The organism is Pseudomonas sp. 86_A (assembly GCF_017491705.1).
Classification (GTDB): Bacteria; Pseudomonadota; Gammaproteobacteria; order Pseudomonadales; family Pseudomonadaceae; genus Aquipseudomonas; species Aquipseudomonas koreensis.
In genome coordinates, this window is sequence record NZ_JAFGYS010000005.1 from 288,990 (window position 1) to 310,687 (window position 21,698).

Here is a 21,698-nt window from a genome sequence, read left to right on the forward strand (position 1 = left end):
AGGTAGACGTTGCTGAAGGTGGGGAAGCTACAGCAGTTTTTATCCCGGGTTGAACGCAGCATAGCCACTGGCCGGAACCGGTTCGACCGAAACACCGTCGTCGAGGCGAATGATCCCGCTTTGTAACACTCGTGCGGTAATTCCGCCATGCCCGCGCACCGCTTGAAAGGTGCCGGGGCCGAGGTTGTTTTGCAGGCGCGCGCAGGGCTGGCACCAGCCAGTAGTTTCGAATATGGCCTGACCAATGCGAAAGCGCCGCCCCTTGAGACTGAACAAATTGATGCCGCTGATGACCAGATTGCGCCGCAGATCTTCAGGCCTCACCGGTTGATCTTCAGGCCGGCCCATCAGCGCGCTGATGACGGCCAGGTGTTCGAACTGAATCAGCGTGACTTGTCGCGCGTTACGCGCCCCGGGACGGGCGTGATCGCCGGTTAATCCGGCCTCCAGACGTGCCTCGACGGCATCGAGTTCGAGCATCGGGCCACGGGATTGCGGGCGCACGCCGATCCAGCGTACGCGGCCGGTCTGCGGGACGTCGGCAATCATCTGCTGCAGTGGTGTCACAGGCTGATCCCGACATCGAAGACGATGCTGCGTCCCAGGTTGCTGCGCAGAAAGTCCGGCGCATCGGGATGGGCGAACAGCACCCGGGCGAAGGTCGGGCCGACCAGCGACAGCGAGCGCCAGCCCTGGCGCAGGTATTCGGTGGGCGGCGGAAAGTGGCTGTTGAGGTCCAGCACTTCGCGCTTGAGGCTGGCGAAGGCAATGATGTCCAGCTCGCCCAGATCCATACCGCGTTCCTTGTAGTTGTGTGCTTTTTTGCGCAGGGTCGGCGCCAGGCGCAACAGAAATTCGTTGGCCGGAATCCGCCGCGGCTTGGCTTCACGGCGCACCAGTTGACTGAGCGAGAACGCGCTGCGCCGCCGCTGCAATTCGTCGCGCCATTCGTCGTTGAGCCGGCGCCCTTCATCGAGGACGAAGAATACTTCGAAGTTGGCGTCGCGAAACAGCACGTCCGGCGGCTCGCCGGCAGGGGCGAACTCGTCGGCGCGGTAAGGGATGTTCAAGCCTTGCAGCAGGCGCTGGCAGACCCAACGCTCACGCTCCCATTTGCGGGCATTGGACAGGAACGCGTTGGCTTGCTCGGCCGCAATGGTCAGCAGGCGTAAGTAATCTGAGTCATCCATAAGCCCAAGCTTAGCGTTCAAATGCGACAAGCTGAAAGCACCGCGCGGCAAAGTGTGTCAGTGGGCAGCCGGAAAGGGCGGTGTAGACTGATGAAAACCGTCCGTTAATGCCATATCGAGGGGATGAACGTGAAATATCGCTGGCTGCTGCTGTTGGCTGTTGTTCCGCTGTGGGCCCAGGCCCTTGAAGTCGGCGAACGCCTGGCGCCCTGGACGTTGCTTGATCAGTACGATCAGGCGTTCACCCTCGACAACCGCACCACGACGCTGCTGGTGGCGCGCGACATGGACGGCGCCAAGCTGATCAAGCAGGCGTTGAAGGATCAGCCCAAAGGCTATCTGGAAGCGCGTCACGCGGTATTCGTCGCCGACATCCAGCGCATGCCGGCATTGATCGCCAAAATGTTCGCCGTTCCGGCCATGCGCGACTTTAGCTATCGGGTCCTGCTCGACCGCGAGGGCCGGGTGGCGTCGCGCTATCCGGGCGCCGAAGGCTCGGTGCTGTGGCTGCAACTCAGGGACGGCCGACTGCTCGAACAACGTGAGTATGCCGACGCGGCCCAGTTGCACGAGGCACTGGAGAAGGCCCGCCCATGATCGGCGCCGAACTGCTGTCACCTGAAAGCCTGACGGTGGGCTGGCTGATTTACGCGCCGGTGCTGGTCTGGGCGATCTGTCGTGCGCCGTGGGTCGAGTTGTTCAGTGACAGTCGCCGTCAGCATTTGCTGTTCGGCACTGTGTTCGCGCTATTTCTGTTGTGGATGGTGCGCAGGGATTTCGACACCGGCGTCTCTTACCACTTCATCGGTATGACCGCCGTGACACTCTTGCTCGACTGGCCACTGGCGATTGTCGGCGGGCTGGTGGCGCAGATCGGGCTGGTGTTGCTCGGGCGTCAGGATCTGGTGGCGGTCGGGGTCAACGGTACGCTGCTGATCTTGTTGCCGGTGTTGATCACCGAGTGTGTGGCGATCGTCGTCGAGCGCGCCCAGCCACGTAATCCGTTTGTGTATATCTTCTGTTCCGGATTCTTTGCGGCGGCGTTGTCGGCCTTGTTGTGCCTGGTGCTGAGCCTGAGCCTGCTCTGGTACGACGGACTGTTTGCCATGCCGGAATGGCTGGAAGATTTTATCGGCTACCTGTGGCTACTGATTTTTCCCGAAGCGTTCATCAACGGCATGGTGATCAGCGCGCTGGTGGTGTTCAGTCCCGAGTGGCTGGAGACCTTCAACCGTACCCGCTACCTTTCGGCGCCGTGGAAGGACGACGATCCCAAGTCTTGATCCACATCAAATCCGCCAACCGCGCGGCATTTCATGCTCGGCCAAATTCCTTCAGGAGCAGCGGCATGAGTGTGTACGAGTGGGCGAGGCAGGAAACGCGGCAGAGTCTGGAGATGGCGCAGGAGGTGGGTTTCGATCCGGGCCTGAGCTTGCGCGCCTTGCTCAGCGCAGTGGTGCAACAGAGCAAGACGGTGCGCAACGCCGAAGACCTGGCGGACGAGTTGCGCTTTCTGGCGGAAAACCTCGACGACGATCAGGACTACGGCTTCATGCGGCCCTGATGGCGATCAGTGGCGCGGGTCGAAATCGCCGGAGAACATTTCGTCTTCGGCGTCCGGTGCCACCTGGATCTTGTGTTCTTCCGACGCCCAGGCACCCAGGTCGATCAGCTTGCAGCGATCAGAGCAGAACGGACGGAATTTGTTCTCGGGGGTAAATTCCACGGGGGCGCCGCAGGTTGGGCATTCGACGGTTGTAGGGCTCATGACTGGCCTCCGGATAAAGTCAGGTAAAAGTGATGCAGGCGCTCGACTTCGCTGTGCAGCCAGGCGAGGTCGCGGTCGTTGACCACCACATCGTCGGCACGGCTCACGCGCTCTTCGCGGCTCGACTGGGCCTTGAGGATCGCCTGGACCTGCTGTTCGCTGGTCTGGTCACGCTGCAAGGTGCGTTCGATCTGCAGTTGTTGCGGGGCATCGATCACCAGGATGCGCTGGGTCATCGTGTATTGCCCGGATTCGATCAACAGCGGTGACACCAGAATCGCGTAAGGCGATTTTGCCAGTGCCAGATGCTGGGCGATCTCCTCGGCGATCAACGGATGCAGTAGGGCTTCGAGCCAGCGGCGTTGCTCCGGCAGTTCAAAAATCAGCTGGCGCAGGGCCGCACGGTTCAGCGTGCCGTCGGCCTGCAACACCTGCGGGCCGAAGTGTTCGGCAATCTTCGCCAGCGCCGGACGTCCCGGCTCGACCACCCAGCGTGCCGCATGGTCGGCGTCGACCACGTGGACCCCGAGGTCGATAAAGTGCTGGGCCGCAGCGCTTTTGCCGCTGCCGATGCCGCCGGTCAGGCCGAGAATCCAGGGTTTTTCCACAGGGGTATTCATTTCAAACCGACAAACTGCCAATAGAAGTCGGTTATTTGACCACCCCAGAGCAAGGCAATCCAGCCGGCAATGGCCAGATACGGGCCAAAGGGGATCGGCGTCGAGGTTTTCTGCTCGCGCAGACGCAGCAGAATCACTCCGACAATCGCGCCCACCAGCGATGACAGCAGGATCGTCAGCGGCAGAATCTGCCAGCCGCCCCAGGCGCCGAGCAACGCCAGCAGCTTGAAATCGCCATGGCCGATGCCGTCCTTGCCGGTCAGCAGCTTGAACAGCCAGAACACTGACCACAACGCCATGTAACCGACCACCGCACCCCACAGCGCCGCGTGCAGTGAGACAAATACCCCGAAACTGTTGACGATCAACCCCAGCCACAGCAACGGCAGCACCAGCACATCGGGCAGCAGTTGATGCTCGGTGTCGATCAGGCTCATCGCCAGCAGCCCCCAGGTGAGGACGATCAACAGGCACGCCGCCCAGCCAAAACCCACCTGCCAGGCGATGAACGCCGAGAGCAGGCCGCAGGCCAGTTCCGTCAGGGGATAACGCTTGCTGATCGGTGTGGCGCAAGCGGAGCAGCGCCCGCGCAGGGCCAGATAGCTGAGCAGGGGAATGTTCTCCCACGCACGAATCCGATGGCCGCAGTGCGGGCAAGTGGAGTGCGGCAGCATCAGGTTGTAGGTGGGCAGGGGTGTGTCGGTCGGCAGGCCGAGGACGTCCTGGGCCTGCTGGCGCCAATCGCGCTCGAGCATTTTCGGCAGACGCCAGATCAGCACGTTGAGAAAACTGCCGACCACCAGACCCAGCAGCAGTGCGGTGCACACAAAGGCCAGCGGATACAGACTGAAAAGTTCGTCGATAGGCATGTCAGATCGCTGAGCCGAGTTGGAAGATCGGCAAGTACATGGCCACGACCAGACCGCCGACGATGACCCCGAGCACCACCATGATGAACGGCTCCATCAGGCTGGTGAGGTTGTCGACCATGTTATCCACTTCGTCCTCATAAAAACCGGCGACTTTGTCGAGCATGTCGTCCAGCGCGCCGGACTCCTCGCCGATGGCAGTCATCTGCACCGCCATGTTGGGGAACACGCCGGTGCTGCGCATGGAAAAATTCAGCTGCATGCCGGTGGCGACGTCCTGGCGGATGCGCAGCACCGCGCGCTTGAACACCACATTGCCGGTGGCGCCGGCCACTGAATCGAGCGCTTCTACCAACGGCACGCCAGCGGCGAACGTGGTCGACAGGGTGCGGGCGAATCGCGCCACCGCCGACTTGTACATCAGCGTGCCTACCAGCGGCAGTTTCAGCAGCCAGGTGTCTTTGCGGTCACGCAGTGCCTGGGATGTTTTCAACGCGCGACGCGTACCGAAAAACACCGCAACCAGTGCGCCAAGCACCGCCCACCACCATTGCTGCATGAACTCGGAAATGCCGATCACCATCAGCGTGAAGGCCGGCAGTTCCGCACCGAAGCCGGAGAACACCGCCTGAAACTGCGGCACCACCTTCACCAGCAAAATCCCGGTGACGACCATCGCCACCAGCACCACCGCTGTCGGGTAGGTCATGGCTTTCTTGATCTTGGCCTTGAGTGCTTCGCTTTTTTCCTTGTAGGTCGCGACCCGCTCAAGCAGCGTGTCGAGGGCGCCGGATTGCTCGCCGGCATCCACCAGGTTGCAATACAACTCATCGAAATACTGCGGCTTCTTGCGCAGGGCAGTGGCGAAGCTGTTGCCGGCGGCCACTTCCTGCTTCACCTCGTCCACCAGTTTGCGCATCGCCGGATTGTCGAAGCCTTCGCCAATGATGTCGAACGACTGCAGCAAAGGTACGCCAGCCTTCATCATGGTCGCCATCTGCCGGGTGAACAGCGCGATGTCCTGGGCCTTGATGCGTTTGCCGAAGCTCAGCAGGGACGCGGATTTCTTGCGCACCTTGCCGGGGTTGATCCCTTGCTTGCGCAGTTGGGCCTTGATCAGCGCGGGGTTCTGCCCACTCAATTCGCCGGTAACCTTGCTGCCTTTGCGGTCCGTGCCTTCCCAGGCGTAGACACTGATTTTTGCTGCCTTGACCGCCATGTTCAGTCCTTGGTGACCCGGTTGATTTCTTCCAGGCTGGTAATGCCTTGCATGGCCTTGTGCAGGCCCGAGGTGCGCAGATCGTCGAAACCGTCGCGACGCATCTGGCTGTCGATTTCCAGCGAGTTGCCTTCGGCCATGATCAGCCGTTGCAGCTCGGGGGTGTTTTTCACCACTTCATAAATTCCCACGCGTCCTTTGTAGCCGCCGTTGCAGTGATCGCAACCGACCGGCTCATAGATTGTGAAACTGCCGATCTGTTCCGGCGCAAAGCCCTCCTTGATCAGTGTTTCGCGAGGGATCTCGATCGGTGTCTTGCAGTGGCTGCACAGCTTGCGCGCCAGGCGCTGGGCGATGATCAGGCTCACCGAGGTGGCGATGTTGAAGCCGGGGATACCCATGTTGTGCAGGCGGGTCAGGGTTTCGGCGGCGCTGTTGGTGTGCAGCGTGGACAACACGAGGTGCCCGGTCTGCGCAGCCTTGATCGCGATCTCGGCAGTTTCCAGGTCGCGGATCTCGCCGACCATGATCACATCCGGGTCCTGGCGCAGAAACGAGCGCAGCGCCTGGGCAAAATCCAGCCCCTGTTTCGGATTGACGTTGACCTGGTTGATGCCTTCCATGTTGATTTCCACCGGGTCTTCGGCGGTGGAAATGTTGATGTCGACGGTATTGAGGATATTCAGGCCGGTGTACAGCGATACGGTTTTCCCCGAGCCGGTTGGCCCAGTCACCAGAATCATCCCCTGCGGTTGCTTGAGCGCCGCCATATACAGGTCTTTCTGCGCCGGCTCGTAACCCAGCGCATCAATGCCGATCTGCGCACTGGACGGATCGAGGATCCGGATCACCACTTTTTCGCCCCACAGGGTCGGCAGGGTGTTGACCCGGAAGTCGATCGACTTGCTCTTCGACAGACGCATCTTGATCCGCCCGTCCTGGGGTTTGCGTCGTTCCGAGATATCGAGGCTGGCCATGACTTTCAGGCGTGCGGCAATCCGGCCGGCCAACTGGATCGGCGGTTTGGCCACTTCGCGCAGGATGCCGTCGGTCCGCACCCGCACCCGGAAGTTCTTTTCGTAGGGTTCGAAGTGCAGGTCTGAGGAACCACTCTTGATCGCGTCGAGCAGCATCTTGTGCACGAAGCGAACCACCGGGGCATCATCGGCATCGAGTCCGCCGATGGCGTCCTGGCGGCTGTCGTCGACGGATTCGACATCCACGCCGTCAAGATCAACATCGGCCATGTCTTCGAGTCCGCTGGCGTGGGTATCGAAGAATTTCTCGATGGCATCGGTGAGCTTGTCGTCCTCTACCAGAATCGCTTCGGTGCTCAACCCGGTGCTGAACTGGATGTCGTTGATCGCCTGGTGATTGCTCGGGTCGGAAATGCCCACGAACAGTTTGTTGCCGCGCCGCCACAAGGGCAGGGCGTGATGCTGGCGCACCAGTTTTTCACTGACCAGGCCCTTGGGCTGGGTTTCCTTGTCGAGGCAATTGAGGTCCATGAAGGCCATGCCGAAATGCTCGGAAGCGATTTCGGCCACCTGTGAACTCTTCACCAGTTTGTTCTGCACCAGATAGCTGACCAGCGACAGCCGATTGCGCTGCGCCTGTTGCCAGGCCTGCTGGGCGCTTTTTTCCGTCAACAGTTCAGCCTGTACCAGTTGCTTGGCCAGACCGCTCAAAGCGATGTCATTCATGGGGATTCCGCACGCTTGCCGTTCATGACTTATAGCCTAGTCAAGTGACAGCGCCAAACACGTCGGGCACAGGTGACAAAAAGTGTCAGATAGTGCGGTTGTCGGTTGTAGGAAAGGCCGTCGCATCGCGCTCATGCCGAGTATTCGGGGGCATGGCACGGTTGGCATGGGCTATGCTGAGCCCATCTCAGATCATGAGATTCCGACTCATGCATGGAGCGTGGCTATGAAAAAACAACAGGGCTTTACTCTGATCGAGCTGCTGATCGTCGTGGCGATCATCGGCATTCTGGCGACCATCGCCTTGCCGCAGTATTCCAAGTACCAAGCGCGTTCGAAAGTGACGGCGGGTCTGGCGGAGATCAGTGCACTGAAAGTGCCGTTCGAAGACACCATTAATCAAGGCACGGATCCGACTTTGACGCTGGTCGCCGGTAGCGCCACGGCAACGACGTCCAATTGCACGCTGGCCGCTAGTGGCACCGCATCGACGGGTGCTGGCACGATTACCTGCACCTTGGTGAACGCTCCAGGCCCGGTACTGGCTAAAACCATCACGCTGACTCGTTCCTCTGGTACCGGTGCAGGCGTATGGACTTGCGGCACTACTGTTGCACCGGACTACTCGCCGAAAGGCTGTGTCGCAAGCGGTACGTAATTCCAGCTCTTTGCTGATAAATGAATGCCCCGCCAATGCGGGGCATTTTTCATTGCGCAAGGGTTCTCAAAAGCTCCAATATTTTCAGCACCTTAGGAACTTTTCAAAAAGCCGCAACTTGCATGTGAATATTGCGCAAGTCATGCAAATTGCATGAATCCGAAAATTCATGATATTTGTAAGCTATTGATTTATATGGATTTTACCTTGTTTTAAAAGTTGGCACAGCGTTCGCAATATATCCAGTAACCCTGCTGACAAGACAACCAGCAGACTTTCCAGAAAAACAGGAGTTACTCGTATGAAGAAGTTCGCTATCACTGCCGCTGCTGCTACCGCGCTGACCCTGACCATGGCTTCCGGTGCCTTTGCACAATCCACCCAGGCTACTCAGGCTCCAATGACTCTGGCTGCTGGTGAAGTCACCAAGGCTAAAGAAGCTACTTCCGATACCTGGATCACTACCAAAGTCAAAAGCGACCTGGTAACCGAAAAAGGCATTCCAGGCACCGACATCAAAGTTGAAACCAATAAGGGCGTTGTATCGCTGTCCTCTGAAGTCGCTATCACCGAGGCTCAGAAAACCACCGCAGTGAACATCACCAAGAAAATCAAAGGCGTTAAAGCGGTCTCCGCTGACGGCCTGAAAGCCGAGTAAGGCATGACTTCTCGCCTGGACCGGGAGAAGGCGCGACAGACGGGCCGAGCAATACGTCTGCCGCAACTTTAGAGTTCATGCGAACGGTCACACGGATGTGACCATTACAGGCCCCGGCACTTGTGTCGGGGCCTGTTCTATTTCAGGGGCACCACAAAACAACTGTACGAATGAGCCTGCTCGCGATAGCGGTGTGTCAGTCAGCAAAACGTGCCGCTGAAAGACCGCTATCGCGAGCAGGCTCACTCCTACAGAGGGATGGTGTGACTCAATTGCCGCGCTTGCTGTTGATCTGTCGCAGGCGATTGCCTTCAAAGCGCAGGTACTGGTACATGCCGTTGCTCGGGCCGTAGGTCCATTCCTCGACCTGAAACTCTTCGCGGCGATTGGCGCTGCGCTTGTAGCCGAGGGCGTCGCGACTGACCGGCTCGCCGCACTTCTGCAGCACTTCGCTGGCGCGGTCGCCGAGGCTGACCAGTTGGCTGCCACAGCGCAGCGTGTCGGAGGCCAGGGCAGGGCTGGCGGCGAGTATCAACGTCAGCGCAACCAGCCATTTGTGGTTCATCATTCGGCGTCCAGATGCATTTGCGTCACGACCCGGCCATCGCTTTCGGCCTCACCCAGATTGGTGTCGATGAAGTACACCCGATCATCCGCCAGTTGACCTTTGTCGACCAGATAGTCCTTGATGCTGCTGGCGCGTTCCTGACCCAACTGGCGCAGCAGCACATCGCTGGAACTCCAGAACTTGATGATGCCTTCACGCATTTTCGCCGTGCGCTCTTCTTTGCCCAGGTCCTTCCATTCGGCCGGTGGCTGGGTTTTCAGGCGGGTGCGGTAGATGCCTTCGAGCAACGGGCCTTTCTCGTTTTCCGGGACCTGCAGCAGCGAGGCTTGCGCCGGCACCTTGTCGCCACGGCGCTGGAGCATCTTGTAGTAGTTGTATTGATATTCGCGTTCCAGACGCTGTTCGGCGATCAACGGACCGTCGCTGCTTTGCGCGGCGGTGCCTTCGATTTCCAGGCGCAGGGCCGGACGCTCCTTCAGGGCTTTGGACAGTTTATCCAGGGCCGACTCGGCGTCCTTGCTCAGGTCGCTGGAACCCGGGGCAAAGGACACGGTGCCGAGGTCTTCGGAACCGCCGCCGTTGATCAGCCCGCCAATCATCTTGAACGGTGCTGCAGCCGCTTTGACGATCAGATTGCGCAGGGTTTGCCAGACAATCGGCATCACGCTGAACTGCGGATTGTTGAGGTCGCCGGTGACCGGTAGCTCGATGGAGATTTTGCCGTCGACATCCTTGAGCAGGGCAATCGCCAGTTTCAGCGGCAGGCTCACGGCATCCGGGCTGTCGACTTTCTCACCGAGTTGCAGTTGTTCCACCACCACTTTGTTTTCAGCCTTCAACTGGCCCTTGGTGATCAGGTAATGCAGGTCAAGGTTGAGACGGCCCTTGCGGATGCGGTAACCGGCAAATTTGCCCGAGTACGGGGTCAGGGTGGTCAGCTCGACACGCTTGAAGCTGGTGGCGATGTCGAGGCTGGCCATTGGGTCGAACGGATTGACGGCCCCCTTGATGGTGACGGGCGCATAGCGGTCGACCTTGCCCTTGATGTCGACGCTGGCCGGTTTCGCCTGACGACTGTCGATGGTACCGATCTGGCCGTTGAGCTGTTGAACTGCGGTGGCGAAGTTCGGCGTCAGGCTGAAGTCGGCGAAGTTGGCCGAGCCGTCGTTGATTGCAATCGCGCCGATGTGAATGCCCAGCGGCTTGTCCTTGCTGGCCGGTTTGGCGGCGGCAGTCTTCGCACCGCTGTCGGGCGGTTGCGGGATCAGCAGATCGTCAATGTTGGTGGTGCGGTCATCGTTGATCATGAATCGCACGTACGGCTGGAACAGGTTGACCTTGTCGATCGACAGGCTGTCACCGTGTTGATAGTTGATGCCTTCAACCACCACTTGCTGCCACTTGAGGAAGTCGCGGGTTTTCAGGGTGTCGAGGGTATGCAGTTGATCGATCTGCGCACGTCCGGTCACGCCGAGTGCCAGTGGCTCGGTGCTCTTGAGGTTGACCTTCAGGTCGCTGCCGAGCATGCCGCTGCGCAGTTCAAGGCGAATGAACGGATTGATGTAGGACTGCGCGACGCGCAGGTCGATGTCCTGGGTTTTCACGTTGAGCTGGGCGGTGACCGGGGCGAGGTTGACCACGCCGTCGGCGTTGATCTTGCCTTGTTTGCCCAGCCCGCTGTCGAGTTTGACCTTGAAGGGCGAACCGTTGAGGCTGTCGAAATCCTGCAGATCAATGTTCAGCGGCGTGACATCCAGCGCCACCGGCGGTTTCGCCGAACGGTCGGCCAGATGCACCGTGTAGTTGCGCAACTGCACGTCTTTGAGCAGCACTTGCCATGGCTTGCTCGGCGCGGGCGATGTTTTCGGAGAGTCGGCGGCTGCCGGGGTATTGGCAGGTTCCGCCGCGGCTTTGGCTGCGGGTTTGGACGGTTGGCTGGCGAACAGTTTCTGCCAGTCCAGTTGACCGTCGGCCTCGAGCGCGGCCCAGGTTTCCAGTTTGTTGCTGCGAATCTTGCCGACCACCACTTGTTGTTTGGCCAGGTCCACCGAGGTTTCGCTGACGTCGAGGCGTTCAAGTTTTGCCAACGGGCGGCCGTCCGGCGCCTTGATCGCGAATGGCGCAATGCTCACCGCGACGTTGTTGAGCAGCAGTTCGGTTTCTTTCGACAGATTGAGTTTGTACTCGGTGCTGAGGTTGATCACACCGTCTTCGAGCACCAGCGGCAGCGCGTCACGCACGTAGGGCCAGAACGATTTCATCTTGCCATCGGTGACCTTCAGCGTGCCTTCAGAGGTGAAGGGGATCAGGCTGAAGTTGCCCTTCCAGTCGATCTGCCCACCGGCCGGGCCGGCAGCCACCAGCGTCATGTCGGCATTGTCTTCGGGCAGGGTGCTGAGGTTTTTCAGTTCGAAGTCGAGCTTGTCGTAGAGGAACTCGATCGGCTCGCTCGGCCGGGCGTCTTCGAAATGCACATTGCCACTGGCCAACTGAATGCGGTCGATGCGCAGCGGGAACGGCTTGGCATTCGGATCGGCCGGGGTCGGCTCGCTGGCGGGGAGTTTGAACAGGCCCAGCAAATTCAGCTGACCGTCCTTGGCGAAGAGGATTTCAGTCTTCGGCTTGTCCAGCTCGATATCGGCCAGGTGCAGGGCTTTGGTCCACAGGCTGTCGAGTTGCAGGTTGGCGTACAACCGCTCGAAGCCGACTTGTTCCTTGCCCGGCTCACCAATGATCAGGCCCCACAGGGTGACTTCAAGGCTGAACGGATTGAGTTCGATGCGCTGGATATGCGCAGGCACCGTGGCGTAGTTGGCCAACTGCTGGTTGGCAATGCGCAGGGCGATGCCCGGCAAAATCAGAAACCCCAGCAGGCTGTAGAGGGCCAGAGCAGTCAACAAGGCGCCAATCGCGCGAATCAATCCTTTGGGCATGTGCGGCTTCATCTGTCTGAATCGGAGTGCCTTGGAGTATGGCACGCGATTCCGGTTCCGAAGTACATCGTGGGGGGCAGGATTGTTCAGATTTGTCCGCAATCGTTGTAGGAGCTGCCGCAGGCTGCGATCTTTTGATCTTGTTTTTTTAACAATCAAAGTCAAAAGATCGCAGCCTGCGGCAGCTACCACGGGGGATTACTATCAGAGCTGGAGGATCAGGGTTTTCAAAGGTGGTTGCTGGTCCATGGAAGGGAAGTCCGCACCCGGGGTCATCACACTCCACTCGCGTACCGGACGCCCAGCTTTTTCCGCGCAGCGCAGGACCTGTTCGCGCCAGTCGTCCATGCTGACTTTTGCCAGGTTGTTGCAGCAGATCAACACGCCGTTGTCGGCGGTGGTCAGCAGGGCCGGTTTGAGCAGGCTCTGATAGTCGCGCAGCAGGTCGACGGTGCCGAATGCGCTCTTGGCCCACGCCGGCGGATCAAGCAGGACGAGGTCGTATTGACGCTGTTCGAGACGCTGATAGCTCGGCAGTTTCTGCCCGCGCCGTTGGCTGATGGGCAGACCGGCGAGTTGGCGGATTGCCGGGAAATAATCGGACTGGATGAATTGCATCTCGGGCAGTTGCGGGTTGAGCAGACCGTTTTCGCGACCGACCGCCAGGTTGCCTTCGGCAAAGTCCAGGTTGCACACCTCACGCGCACCGCCGGCCGCCGCGCTGAGGCCAACGCCGCAGGTGTAGGCGAACAGGTTGAGGACGCTTTTGCCTTTGGCGTGATCCTTGACCCAGCCGCGGGTGTTGCGCAGGTCGAGGAACAGCAGCGGATCCTGCCCGGCATGGCGCCCGCGCACGCGGTAATTGAGGCCCCACTCATGACCGATGAGATCCGCCAGCGCGGCGTCGTCGGCTTTGTAGACGCTGTCTTCGCGATCAATCCGCGAGTTGCCGCGGGAGCGGTCGTTGTAGACCAGCAGGGTATCGAAGCCCAGCGTCTGGTTGACCATGGCGTGCAGTTGCAGCAGGTCATCCCGTTCCAGCGTCTGGTGGAAACTCTGCACCAGCAATTGCGCACCGTAGCGGTCGATGGTCAAGCCACCGGCGCCTTCCTGGCTGCCGTGGAACAGCCGATAGCAATCAGTGCCCTGACTGTGCAATGTCGCGAGCAGGTCCTGGCGTTGGTCGAGGGCGGCGCGCAGCGCCTGATTCAAGGAAGACATGCGGGCGCCTTGCTGGAGAGAATTGGGGCGCGGGAGTTTAGCAGTTACCGATGCCCTGAGACATTGCGCAGATTTGTGGCGAGGGAGCTTGCTCCCGCTCGAGTGCGAAGCGCTCGCAACATTCCGAGGGTCGCTGCGCAATCCAGCGGGAGCAAGCTCCCTCGCCACAGGTTCTGTGCATAGATCAGGTCAGCAGCCCCATTCGGCGTTTGGCCCGCTGTAGCGAGCCATTGCGCATTGCCCAGCGCAGCATCGGCGCACTGCGTTTGACGCTGGCGCGAATCAATTGGCGCTGCAGCAAACTCTGGTGGACATCAAGCATGGCGCTGGCCCAGTCCGGCAGCAGGTCGATACCGGCCTTCATCATCAGATCGCCAAACGGTCGCGCCAGCACACTCGGAGCCGGAGCGTCGAGCAGCAGGCGCAGGACTTCGCGGCTGCGATCATCAAACAGCAACTGTGGACGCATGCGTTGCAGATAATCAGCCACGGCGTGGCGGGATTTCGGTACGTCCCGCGCACCGAGGCGCTCGGCGACCACGGCGATTTCCGCGTAGTAACGGTCCTGATCCGCCAGCGACAGCTGCGGGTTGCGGTAACGCAAATGCGCGGCGAGGAAGTTGCTGACTTCGGCCACATGCACCCAGGTCAGCAAGTCCGGATCGCTGGCGGCGTAAGGCCGGCCGTCCGGCGCGGTGCCGACCACTTGCAGGTGAATGGTGCGCACTTTTTCGATCAGCCATTCGGCGTCGCGGCGCGAGCCAAAGGTGGTGCCGGAGACAAACTGGCTGGTGCGGCGCAAGCGTCCGAGCATGTCCTGACGAAAATTCGAATGGTCCCAGACCCCGGCCAGCGCCAGCGGATGCAGGGCTTGCAGCAACAACGCGCTGATGCCGCCGATCAGCATGCTGCTGAAGTCGCCATGAACTTGCCAACTGATCGAATCGGGGCCGAACAGCCCGGGATCGCCCTTGGGATTTTCCAGGTCAAGCTGACCCAGCGACAGCCCGGTCAGGCTCATGAGTTGCTGTTCGATACGGCTGCGGATGAATTCCATGACAACTCATTGCGGGTGGACGGGCGCGGCCGGTTGACCGCGCCGCAGACGTTACTGATTCAGGCGCTTGTCGATCAAGCCCTGTACGACGCTCGGATCGGCCAGGGTCGAGGTGTCGCCAAGGCTGTCGAGCTCATTGCAGGCAATCTTGCGCAAGATGCGGCGCATGATCTTGCCTGAACGGGTTTTCGGCAAGGCCGGCGCCCATTGGATCAGGTCCGGTTTGGCGAAGCTGCCGATTTCCTTGCTGACGTGGGCCAGCAGTTCTTTCTTCAGCTCATCGCTCGGCTCGACGCCGTTCATGGGGGTGACGAAGGCGTAGATGCCCTGACCTTTGACGTCGTGCGGGTAACCGACCACGGCGGCCTCGGCGATGCTGTCGTGCAGCACCAGCGCACTTTCCACTTCGGCGGTGCCGATGCGATGGCCGGAGACGTTGATCACGTCGTCGATGCGCCCGGTGATCCAGTAGTCGCCGTCCTCATCGCGGCGCGCGCCGTCACCGGTGAAGTAATAGCCGGGGTAGGGTTTGAAGTAGGTGTCGACCATCCGTTGCGGGTCGCCGTAGACGCTGCGGATCTGCGCCGGCCAGCTCGACTTGATCGCCAGCACGCCGCTGCCGGCGCCTTTGATTTCCTTGCCGTGCTCGTCGAGCAGCACCGGTTGCACGCCGAACATCGGCTGTGTGGCGCAACCCGGTTTGATTCGCTGCGCACTCACCAGCGGGCTGAGCATGATGCCGCCGGTTTCGGTCTGCCACCAGGTATCGACAATCGGGCAACGCTGTTCGCCGACCACGTTGAAGTACCATTCCCACGCTTCCGGGTTGATCGGCTCACCGACGCTGCCGAGCAATCTGAGGCTCGCGCGCGACGTTTCCTGCAATGGCCCGGCACCCTCGCGCATCAGCGCCCGCAAGGCCGTCGGCGCGGTGTAGAAGATGTTGACGTGGTGTTTGTCGATCACCTGCCAGAAGCGCGACGTGCTCGGGTAGCTCGGCACGCCTTCGAAGATCAGCGTGGTCGCGCCATTGGCCAGCGGGCCGTAGACGATGTAGCTGTGGCCGGTGACCCAGCCGACGTCGGCGGTGCACCAGAACACTTCGCCGTCGCGGTAATCGAGCACGTACTTGAAGGTCATCGCCGCTTGCAGCAGGTAGCCGCCGGTGGTGTGCAACACGCCTTTGGGTTTGCCGGTGCTGCCGGAGGTGTAGAGGATGAACAGCGGGTCTTCGGCGTCCATCGGCTCTGGCGGGCAGTCGTCGCTGACGTCACGCACGGCCTGGTGATACCAGAGGTCACGGCCCTCGACCCAATCGACCTGGCCTTGGGTGCGTTCGACCACCACCACGGTGCTGACGTCCGGGCAGTTTTGCAGGGCTTTGTCGACGTTCTGCTTGAGCGGCACGAACTTGCCGCCGCGCACGCCTTCATCAGCAGTGATCACCGTGCGGCAGTCGGCGTCGAGGATGCGGTCACGCAACGAATCCGGGGAGAAACCGCCGAACACCACCGAATGAATCGCGCCGATCCGTGCGCAGGCAAGCATGGCGTAGGCCGCTTCGGGGATCATCGGCATGTAGATGCACACCCGGTCGCCTTTTTTCACGCCACGGCTTTTCAGCACGTTGGCCAGTCGGCAGACATGGTGATGAAGTTTTTTGTAGGTGATCTGCGCCGATTCGGCCGGGTCGTCGCCTTCCCAGAGTATCGCTGTCTGTTCGCCGCGTTGCGCGAGGTGGCGGTCGATGCAGTTGTAGCTGACGTTCAGTGTGCCCCCGGCAAACCAGGAGGCTTCACCGGTTTTCAGGTCGTAGCGCTGGACGGTCTGCCACGGCGTGCTCCAGTCGAGGAAGCGGGTAGCCTGTTCGGCCCAGAAGGCACTGGGGTGTTCAATGGATTCGCGGTACAGGCGCTTGTAGTCGTCCTGACTGAGTTGAGCTGCCCGGCGGACGGCATCGGCTTTGGGGAACGTGCTGATATCGAACATGACGGTTCCTTATTCTTGTTGTGCGAAGAATAAAGATGCGCCGAGAGCACCGCAGGTTCAAGTCATCCCCAAAACAACTGTGGGAGCGAGCCTGCTCGCGAATGCGCAGTGTCAGCCAACAAAGATGCTGAATGACAAACCGCATTCGCGAGCAGGCTCGCTCCCACTGTGGAGAAGTGTTGCCCGCAGGATCTGTGGGCAACACAGTCCAATCACCCGCGGTGACGACCGCGGAAGTAGTTGATCAGGCCTTGGGTGGAGGCATCGTCAGCGCTGGTTTCATCGCTGCCGACCAGACGGTTGTAAACGCCTTTGCCCAGTTCCTTGCCCAGTTCCACGCCCCACTGATCGAAGGCGTTGATGCCCCAGACCACGCTTTGCACGAACACTTTGTGCTCGTACATGGCGACCAGCGCGCCGAGGCGACGCGGGCTGATGCGTTCGACCACAAGGGTGTTGCTCGGACGGTTGCCCGGGATCACCTTGTGCGGAGCAAGCTTGTGCACCTGGTCTTCGCTCATGCCTTTGTCACGCAGTTCGGCCTCGGCTTCCGGCAGGGTCTTGCCGAGCATCAGCGCCTGGCTCTGCGACAGGCAGTTGGCGTACAGCCACTGATGGTGGTCGGAGACCGGGTTGAAGCTGACGATCGGCACGATGAAATCGGCCGGAATCAGTTGGGTGCCCTGGTGCAGCAACTGGTGGTAAGCGTGCTGACCGTTGCAGCCGACGCCGCCCCAGATGACCGGACCGGTATCGGTCGACACCGCGGTGCCGTCCTGACGCACGCTCTTGCCGTTGGACTCCATGTCCAACTGCTGCAAGTGCTTGGTGATGTTGCGCAGGTAGTGGTCGTACGGCAGGATCGCGTGGCTTTGCGCGCCCCAGAAGTTGCCGTACCACACGCCGAGCAGGGCCAGCAGCACCGGCATGTTCTGTTCGAACGGCGCGCTCTGGAAATGCTGGTCCATGGTGTAGGCACCGGACAGCAGCTCCTTGAAGTTGGACATGCCGATGGCCAGGGCAATCGGCAGGCCGATGGCCGACCACAGCGAGTAACGACCGCCGACCCAGTCCCACATCGGGAAGATGTTTTCTTCACGGATGCCGAACGCGACCGCTGCGGCGTTGTTGCTCGATACCGCGATGAAGTGGCGATACAGCTCGGCTTCCGAACCACCTTGAGCCAGATACCAGGCGCGCGCGGCCTGGGCGTTCTTCAGGGTTTCAAGGGTGTTGAAAGACTTCGACGAAACGATGAACAGCGTGGTTTCGGCGCGCAGCTTTTGCGTCAGTTCGTGGAACTCACTGCCGTCGATGTTCGCCAGGTAATGGCAACGCACGCCTTTCTGCGCGTAGGACAGCAACGCCTCGGAAACCAGCTCCGGGCCGAGGAACGAACCACCGATGCCGATGTTCACCACATCGGTGATCGGCTTCTCGGTGTAACCCCGCCACAGGCCGTCGTGAATGCGGCCGACCAGATCAGTGATCTGGTTCAGCACCTTGTGCACTTCCGGCATCACGTTGACGCCATTGACCGACAGCTTGTCGCCCACCGGACGGCGCAGGGCCGTGTGCAGGGCCGGGCGGCCTTCGGAGGCGTTGACGATTTCGCCGTCGAACAGCGCTTTGATCGCGCCTTTCAAATCGACTTCATTGGCCAGGCCCACCAGCAGATTGCGGGTCTCGGCGTTGATCAGGTTCTTCGAATAATCGAGAAACAGTCCGCAGCTGCTGAGGGTGAATTGATTGAAGCGCTGCGGATCGGCGTTGAAGGCTTCGCGCATGCTGAAATCCTGCATGGCTTGGCGGTGATCTTTCAACGCTTGCCAGGCAGGCAGAGCGGTAACGTCGTGAGGAGTGCGGTAGTACGCCATCGCTGCGGTTTTCCTTTTTACTTGAACGGCCTTTTGAACACAGAACAGACCGATACGCCATGTTTGGGCGAGGGTCAAATGCGTCGACACGATTTTTCGATGCAGGGCGAATACAGTAAACCTCGCGCTGCGATCTGTCTTGACTTCTTCTGACCTGTTCCCTGTACTTTTTTAACATCGATACCGGGAACAAGCCGACCAACGGAAGGGGAGTGGCACGTCGAAGCGGCTCAGGCCACCTGCACCGGGATGGCGTTGCTGGTGTGACTCAGCTCATTGCCGGGTGCCATGTACAGCATGCGTGGCTTGAAATTCAGCAGTTCCGCTTCGCTGTAATGGGCGTAGGCGCAAATGATCACCCGGTCGCCGACCTTGGCCTTGTGTGCGGCTGCGCCGTTGACCGAGATCATCCGCGAACCTTCTTCACCACGGATCGCGTAGGTGGTGAAGCGCTCGCCGTTGTCGACGTTGTAAATCTGGATCTGCTCGTACTCACGGATGCCGGACAAGTCCAGCCACTCGCCATCAATGGCGCAGGAACCTTCGTAATCGAGTACCGCATGGGTGACTTCGGCGCGATGCAACTTGGCCTTGAGCATGATGGCGTGCATGAGGGATTTCCCGGGTTGGAAGCGAACGGCGGGCAGTGTGCCCGAAGGCTTTGGGGGCGGCAATACGCCTTGAAATGCAATCTTGCGGACAATGAAAACCACTGTAGGAGTGAGCCTGCTCGCGATAGCGGACTGTCATTCAACCATGATGTCGAAAGTCAGGCCCTCATCGCGAGCAGGCTCACTCCTACAGGGGGTATTGCGGTGTTTTTCAGACAGAGCTATCGAGGTTCAGGTGCAGGTTGTCGATCAACCGGGTAGTGCCGAGGAACGCGGCCACCAGAATCACCAGATCGCGGTCTTCAGCCGTCGCCGGGCGCAGGGTCAGAGCATGGCGGATTTCCAGGTAATCGGGGCGCAGGCCGGCGGCTTCCAGCTGTTGCACCTGGGCGGCGATCAGCGCCGGGTAATCGCGCTCACCGTGCTTGATCGACTCGGCGATGGCGCTCAGGGTGCGATAGACCACCGGGGCCACCGCACGTTGGTCTTCGCTGAGGAAACCGTTGCGCGACGACAGCGCCAGGCCGTCGGCCGCACGCACGGTCGGTTCGCCGATGATCTGGATCGGCATGTTCAGGTCGTGCACCAGCGCGCGAATCACCGCCAGTTGCTGGAAGTCTTTCTGGCCGAAGATCGCCAGGTCCGGCTGGACCATGTTGAACAGCTTGCTGACCACCGTCGCCACGCCTTCGAAGTGCCCCGGACGGCTGGCGCCGCACAGGCCTTCAGACAGCTGCGGGACGCTGACCCGGGTCTGCCCGGCCATGCCGTCGGGGTACATCTCTTCGACCGTCGGGGCGAACAGCAGATGGCAGCCGGCTTGCAGCAGCTTTTCCTGATCCGCCGCCAGGGTGCGCGGGTATTTGTCGAGGTCTTCGCCAGCGCCGAATTGCAGCGGGTTGACGAAGATGCTCGCGACCACGAAATCCACCCGTTGGCTGGCTTTGGTGATCAGCGCGATGTGGCCGCTGTGCAGGTTGCCCATGGTCGGCACGAAGCCGATGCGCTTGCCTTCACTGCGGGCGCGCGCCACGGCTGCGCGCAGTTCGCGTACGGTTTTAACGGTGTTCATGCAGAGAATCCGTGTTCGATGCCAGGGAAAGTAACGCCTTTGACTTCGTTGACGTAAGCCTTCAGTGCGGACTGGATGCTGTCCTGACCGTGCATGAAGTTCTTGACGAATTTCGGTACGCGGCCGGTGATCGACAGGCCGAGCATGTCGTGCAGCACCAGCACCTGACCGTCGGTGGCACTACCGGCGCCGATGCCGATGACCGGGATCTTCACGGCCTGGCTGATTTCCGCAGCCAGTTCGCTCGGTACGCATTCGAGCAGCAGCATGGCCGCGCCAGCCTGTTCCAGCGAGATCGCGTCGGCACGCATCTGCCGTGCCTGGTTCTCGTTGCGGCCTTGCACTTTATAGCCGCCGAGAATGTTCACCGCTTGCGGGGTCAGGCCCATGTGCGCGCAGACCGGCACACCGCGTTCGGCCAGCAGGCGGATCGACTCCGCCAGCCACAGCGCACCTTCAACCTTGACCATGTGCGCACCCGCCTGCATCAGCATGGCGCTGTTGGTCAGGGTTTGTTCGACGGTGGCGTTGGCCATGAACGGCAGGTCGGCCAGGATCAGGGCATCGGTGTTGCCGCGTTTGACGCAGGCGGTGTGGTAGGCCATTTCTGCGATGGTGACCGGCAGGGTGCTGTCGTGACCTTGCAGAACCATGCCGAGGGAGTCGCCCACCAGCAGCACTTCGACACCGGCCTCGTTGCAGGCGTGGGCGAAGGTCGCGTCATAGCAGGTCAGCATGGTGATCTTTTCACCTTTCTGCTTGAGGCTCTGGAGCGTGGTCAGGGTGATGGCTGGCATGTAAAAAATCCTCGTTCAGGCGCTCTGAAAACTACTGCGAGTAACGCGCGTGATTCTTCGTCTACTCAGGCGCACGGTCTTTTGTCGTGCTTATAAGGCCTGGATTGCGCCCGTATGTGCCGGGTTGGCGGCAGCGGGACGCCTATAGTCGTGATGAGCCAACAGGAAGTCAATTGCGTGTGTTACCGCATTGTTACGAGGGGAGTGTTACCGGCGTTACTGATGCGATTCAGCGGCGCGGCGGGCCTGATTCGAAGGCTTTTTGTCCGACAAAAATGGCAATGCCGCATGCTCTCTGTGTAGGCGCTGCCGGAGGCTGCGATCTTTTGATCTTGCTCTTGTTTCTAAACAAACAGGATCAAAAGATCGCAGCCTTCGGCAGCTCCTACAGGGGATTTCTGTCAGGCGTGGGAGAGGCGTTCCAGGCCGACGAACGGGCACGCGGCCAACAGGTCGGGCAGTGCGCGACCATCGGCCAGGCGCAGATCCTCGGGGGCCAGTTCGGCCAGGGGATAGAGAACGAACGCGCGTTCCTGAATCTGATAATGCGGGACTTTCAGACGTGGCTCGTCGATCAGGCGATCGCCGTACAGCAGGATATCCAGATCCAGCGTGCGCGGTCCCCAGCGTTCCAGGCGCTCGCGACCCTGATCGTTTTCGATGGCTTGCAGGGCATCGAGCAGATCCAGTGGCGCCAGTTCACTGTCGAGGGCCGCAACCGCGTTGGTGTAACGCGGTTGGCCCGGCAGCAGTGAATCGCTCTGATAAAACGCCGAGACACCGGCGAGGCGGGTCTCTGGCAATTGCTCCAAGGCGTTGAGCGCGCTGCGCAATTGTTCGGCTGGGTCGGCGAGGTTGCTGCCCAGGCCGATATAGATGCGTTCCATG

The 21,698-nt window shown here is 60.5% G+C and carries 22 protein-coding genes; 5 read left to right on the forward strand and 17 right to left on the reverse strand.

Going from position 1 to position 21,698, the window contains the following annotated elements; genetic code table 11:
• Window positions 1-39: 39 nt before the first annotated feature.
• Together J5M57_RS10275 and J5M57_RS10280 are read right to left on the reverse strand one after the other, a co-directional pair.
• Window positions 40-567, reverse strand: a complete 528-nt coding sequence (locus tag J5M57_RS10275; protein WP_207849079.1) for an MOSC domain-containing protein — start codon at window positions 565-567, stop codon at window positions 40-42.
• Window positions 564-1,190 (reverse strand): DUF1780 domain-containing protein, encoded by a 627-nt coding sequence (locus J5M57_RS10280; RefSeq protein WP_003228301.1) that lies wholly within the window; start codon window positions 1,188-1,190, stop codon window positions 564-566. Before J5M57_RS10280 ends, J5M57_RS10275 begins: the two co-directional genes overlap by 4 nt.
• A gap of 129 nt (window positions 1,191-1,319) precedes the next feature.
• On the opposite strand from J5M57_RS10280, the gene J5M57_RS10285 reads away from it, so the two are divergent.
• From J5M57_RS10285 to J5M57_RS10295, 3 genes are all read left to right on the forward strand, one after another.
• The gene (locus tag J5M57_RS10285; protein WP_169843343.1) at window positions 1,320-1,787 is read left to right on the forward strand and encodes an FAD/FMN-containing dehydrogenase; all 468 of its coding nucleotides are present in this window, start codon (window positions 1,320-1,322) and stop codon (window positions 1,785-1,787) included.
• Entirely contained in the window at window positions 1,784-2,473 is a 690-nt protein-coding gene (locus J5M57_RS10290) for an energy-coupling factor ABC transporter permease (RefSeq protein ID WP_207849080.1), read from the forward strand. The genes J5M57_RS10285 and J5M57_RS10290 overlap by 4 nt, the downstream gene beginning before the upstream one ends.
• A gap of 65 nt (window positions 2,474-2,538) precedes the next feature.
• Entirely contained in the window at window positions 2,539-2,754 is a 216-nt protein-coding gene (locus tag J5M57_RS10295; RefSeq protein ID WP_064382081.1) for a hypothetical protein, read from the forward strand.
• Between the two features lie 6 nt (window positions 2,755-2,760).
• Here J5M57_RS10295 and yacG read toward each other — a convergent pair whose 3' ends face one another.
• From yacG to pilB, 5 genes are read right to left on the reverse strand one after another with little or no spacing between them, the layout of a single operon-like run.
• Window positions 2,761-2,958: a DNA gyrase inhibitor YacG gene (gene yacG, locus J5M57_RS10300; protein WP_207849081.1), complete on the reverse strand. Its 198-nt coding sequence runs from the start codon at window positions 2,956-2,958 to the stop codon at window positions 2,761-2,763.
• On the reverse strand, window positions 2,955-3,578 hold the full coding sequence (gene coaE / locus J5M57_RS10305) for a dephospho-CoA kinase (protein ID WP_064589234.1): 624 nt from the start codon (window positions 3,576-3,578) through the stop codon (window positions 2,955-2,957). Before coaE ends, yacG begins: the two co-directional genes overlap by 4 nt.
• Complete coding sequence (locus tag J5M57_RS10310) at window positions 3,575-4,447, reverse strand: A24 family peptidase (RefSeq protein WP_207849082.1); 873 nt, start codon at window positions 4,445-4,447, stop codon at window positions 3,575-3,577. Before J5M57_RS10310 ends, coaE begins: the two co-directional genes overlap by 4 nt.
• A gap of 1 nt (window position 4,448) precedes the next feature.
• Window positions 4,449-5,666, reverse strand: coding sequence for a type II secretion system F family protein (locus J5M57_RS10315; RefSeq protein ID WP_207849083.1), 1,218 nt, complete (start codon window positions 5,664-5,666; stop codon window positions 4,449-4,451).
• A gap of 2 nt (window positions 5,667-5,668) precedes the next feature.
• Window positions 5,669-7,369 carry a type IV-A pilus assembly ATPase PilB gene (gene pilB, locus J5M57_RS10320; protein WP_207849084.1) on the reverse strand — a complete coding sequence of 567 codons (1,701 nt, stop codon included), beginning with the start codon at window positions 7,367-7,369 and terminating at the stop codon, window positions 5,669-5,671.
• A 226-nt stretch (window positions 7,370-7,595) separates the two neighbouring features.
• Between pilB and J5M57_RS10325 the strand changes: the two genes are divergently transcribed.
• Both J5M57_RS10325 and J5M57_RS10330 read left to right on the forward strand, forming a co-directional pair.
• Window positions 7,596-8,027, forward strand: coding sequence for a pilin (locus J5M57_RS10325; protein ID WP_064589230.1), 432 nt, complete (start codon window positions 7,596-7,598; stop codon window positions 8,025-8,027).
• 301 nt (window positions 8,028-8,328) lie between these two features.
• Window positions 8,329-8,685: a BON domain-containing protein gene (locus J5M57_RS10330; RefSeq protein ID WP_007959598.1), complete on the forward strand. Its 357-nt coding sequence runs from the start codon at window positions 8,329-8,331 to the stop codon at window positions 8,683-8,685.
• Window positions 8,686-8,953: 268 nt separating this feature from the next.
• Here the strand turns inward: J5M57_RS10330 and J5M57_RS10335 are convergent, their stop codons facing one another.
• From J5M57_RS10335 to folK, 10 genes are all read right to left on the reverse strand, one after another.
• On the reverse strand, window positions 8,954-9,250 hold the full coding sequence (locus tag J5M57_RS10335; RefSeq protein ID WP_064589229.1) for a DUF2845 domain-containing protein: 297 nt from the start codon (window positions 9,248-9,250) through the stop codon (window positions 8,954-8,956).
• Window positions 9,250-12,198: a DUF748 domain-containing protein gene (locus tag J5M57_RS10340; RefSeq protein WP_207849085.1), complete on the reverse strand. Its 2,949-nt coding sequence runs from the start codon at window positions 12,196-12,198 to the stop codon at window positions 9,250-9,252. The genes J5M57_RS10335 and J5M57_RS10340 overlap by 1 nt, the downstream gene beginning before the upstream one ends.
• Window positions 12,199-12,390: 192 nt before the next feature.
• A complete protein-coding gene (locus J5M57_RS10345) occupies window positions 12,391-13,407 on the reverse strand; it encodes a class I SAM-dependent methyltransferase (protein ID WP_064589227.1) in 1,017 nt (338 codons plus the stop codon).
• Window positions 13,408-13,591: 184 nt separating this feature from the next.
• Window positions 13,592-14,464 (reverse strand): oxygenase MpaB family protein, encoded by an 873-nt coding sequence (locus J5M57_RS10350; RefSeq protein ID WP_207849086.1) that lies wholly within the window; start codon window positions 14,462-14,464, stop codon window positions 13,592-13,594.
• Between the two features lie 51 nt (window positions 14,465-14,515).
• Window positions 14,516-16,453, reverse strand: coding sequence for an acetate--CoA ligase (gene acs, locus J5M57_RS10355; RefSeq protein ID WP_169843350.1), 1,938 nt, complete (start codon window positions 16,451-16,453; stop codon window positions 14,516-14,518).
• Between the two features lie 212 nt (window positions 16,454-16,665).
• Window positions 16,666-18,330 (reverse strand): glucose-6-phosphate isomerase, encoded by a 1,665-nt coding sequence (pgi, locus tag J5M57_RS10360; RefSeq protein WP_064589224.1) that lies wholly within the window; start codon window positions 18,328-18,330, stop codon window positions 16,666-16,668.
• A gap of 230 nt (window positions 18,331-18,560) precedes the next feature.
• On the reverse strand, window positions 18,561-18,941 hold the full coding sequence (panD, locus tag J5M57_RS10365) for an aspartate 1-decarboxylase (RefSeq protein WP_003228271.1): 381 nt from the start codon (window positions 18,939-18,941) through the stop codon (window positions 18,561-18,563).
• A gap of 211 nt (window positions 18,942-19,152) precedes the next feature.
• A complete protein-coding gene (panC, locus tag J5M57_RS10370; protein WP_169843351.1) occupies window positions 19,153-20,013 on the reverse strand; it encodes a pantoate--beta-alanine ligase in 861 nt (286 codons plus the stop codon).
• Window positions 20,010-20,810: a 3-methyl-2-oxobutanoate hydroxymethyltransferase gene (gene panB / locus J5M57_RS10375; protein ID WP_169843352.1), complete on the reverse strand. Its 801-nt coding sequence runs from the start codon at window positions 20,808-20,810 to the stop codon at window positions 20,010-20,012. The genes panC and panB overlap by 4 nt, the downstream gene beginning before the upstream one ends.
• Window positions 20,811-21,211: 401 nt before the next feature.
• Window positions 21,212-21,697: a 2-amino-4-hydroxy-6-hydroxymethyldihydropteridine diphosphokinase gene (gene folK, locus J5M57_RS10380; protein ID WP_207849087.1), complete on the reverse strand. Its 486-nt coding sequence runs from the start codon at window positions 21,695-21,697 to the stop codon at window positions 21,212-21,214.
• Window position 21,698: the final 1 nt, after the last annotated feature.

Bases quoted from the DNA above. Each gene is read 5' to 3' on its own strand.
- J5M57_RS10290 (WP_207849080.1), top strand. From the start codon at position 1,784: ATGATCGGCGCCGAACTGCTGTCACCTGAAAGCCTGACGGTGGGCTGG.
- yacG (WP_207849081.1), bottom strand. From the start codon at position 2,958: ATGAGCCCTACAACCGTCGAATGCCCAACCTGCGGCGCCCCCGTGGAA.
- J5M57_RS10325 (WP_064589230.1), top strand. From the start codon at position 7,596: ATGAAAAAACAACAGGGCTTTACTCTGATCGAGCTGCTGATCGTCGTG.
- panC (WP_169843351.1), bottom strand. From the start codon at position 20,013: ATGAACACCGTTAAAACCGTACGCGAACTGCGCGCAGCCGTGGCGCGC.
- J5M57_RS10310 (WP_207849082.1), bottom strand. From the start codon at position 4,447: ATGCCTATCGACGAACTTTTCAGTCTGTATCCGCTGGCCTTTGTGTGC.
- panB (WP_169843352.1), bottom strand. From the start codon at position 20,810: ATGCCAGCCATCACCCTGACCACGCTCCAGAGCCTCAAGCAGAAAGGT.
- folK (WP_207849087.1), bottom strand. From the start codon at position 21,697: ATGGAACGCATCTATATCGGCCTGGGCAGCAACCTCGCCGACCCAGCC.
- coaE (WP_064589234.1), bottom strand. From the start codon at position 3,578: ATGAATACCCCTGTGGAAAAACCCTGGATTCTCGGCCTGACCGGCGGC.
- J5M57_RS10315 (WP_207849083.1), bottom strand. From the start codon at position 5,666: ATGGCGGTCAAGGCAGCAAAAATCAGTGTCTACGCCTGGGAAGGCACG.
- J5M57_RS10345 (WP_064589227.1), bottom strand. From the start codon at position 13,407: ATGTCTTCCTTGAATCAGGCGCTGCGCGCCGCCCTCGACCAACGCCAG.
- panD (WP_003228271.1), bottom strand. From the start codon at position 18,941: ATGCACGCCATCATGCTCAAGGCCAAGTTGCATCGCGCCGAAGTCACC.
- pilB (WP_207849084.1), bottom strand. From the start codon at position 7,369: ATGAATGACATCGCTTTGAGCGGTCTGGCCAAGCAACTGGTACAGGCT.
- acs (WP_169843350.1), bottom strand. From the start codon at position 16,453: ATGTTCGATATCAGCACGTTCCCCAAAGCCGATGCCGTCCGCCGGGCA.
- J5M57_RS10350 (WP_207849086.1), bottom strand. From the start codon at position 14,464: ATGGAATTCATCCGCAGCCGTATCGAACAGCAACTCATGAGCCTGACC.
- J5M57_RS10330 (WP_007959598.1), top strand. From the start codon at position 8,329: ATGAAGAAGTTCGCTATCACTGCCGCTGCTGCTACCGCGCTGACCCTG.
- J5M57_RS10335 (WP_064589229.1), bottom strand. From the start codon at position 9,250: ATGAACCACAAATGGCTGGTTGCGCTGACGTTGATACTCGCCGCCAGC.
- J5M57_RS10295 (WP_064382081.1), top strand. From the start codon at position 2,539: ATGAGTGTGTACGAGTGGGCGAGGCAGGAAACGCGGCAGAGTCTGGAG.
- pgi (WP_064589224.1), bottom strand. From the start codon at position 18,330: ATGGCGTACTACCGCACTCCTCACGACGTTACCGCTCTGCCTGCCTGG.
- J5M57_RS10340 (WP_207849085.1), bottom strand. From the start codon at position 12,198: ATGAAGCCGCACATGCCCAAAGGATTGATTCGCGCGATTGGCGCCTTG.
- J5M57_RS10280 (WP_003228301.1), bottom strand. From the start codon at position 1,190: ATGGATGACTCAGATTACTTACGCCTGCTGACCATTGCGGCCGAGCAA.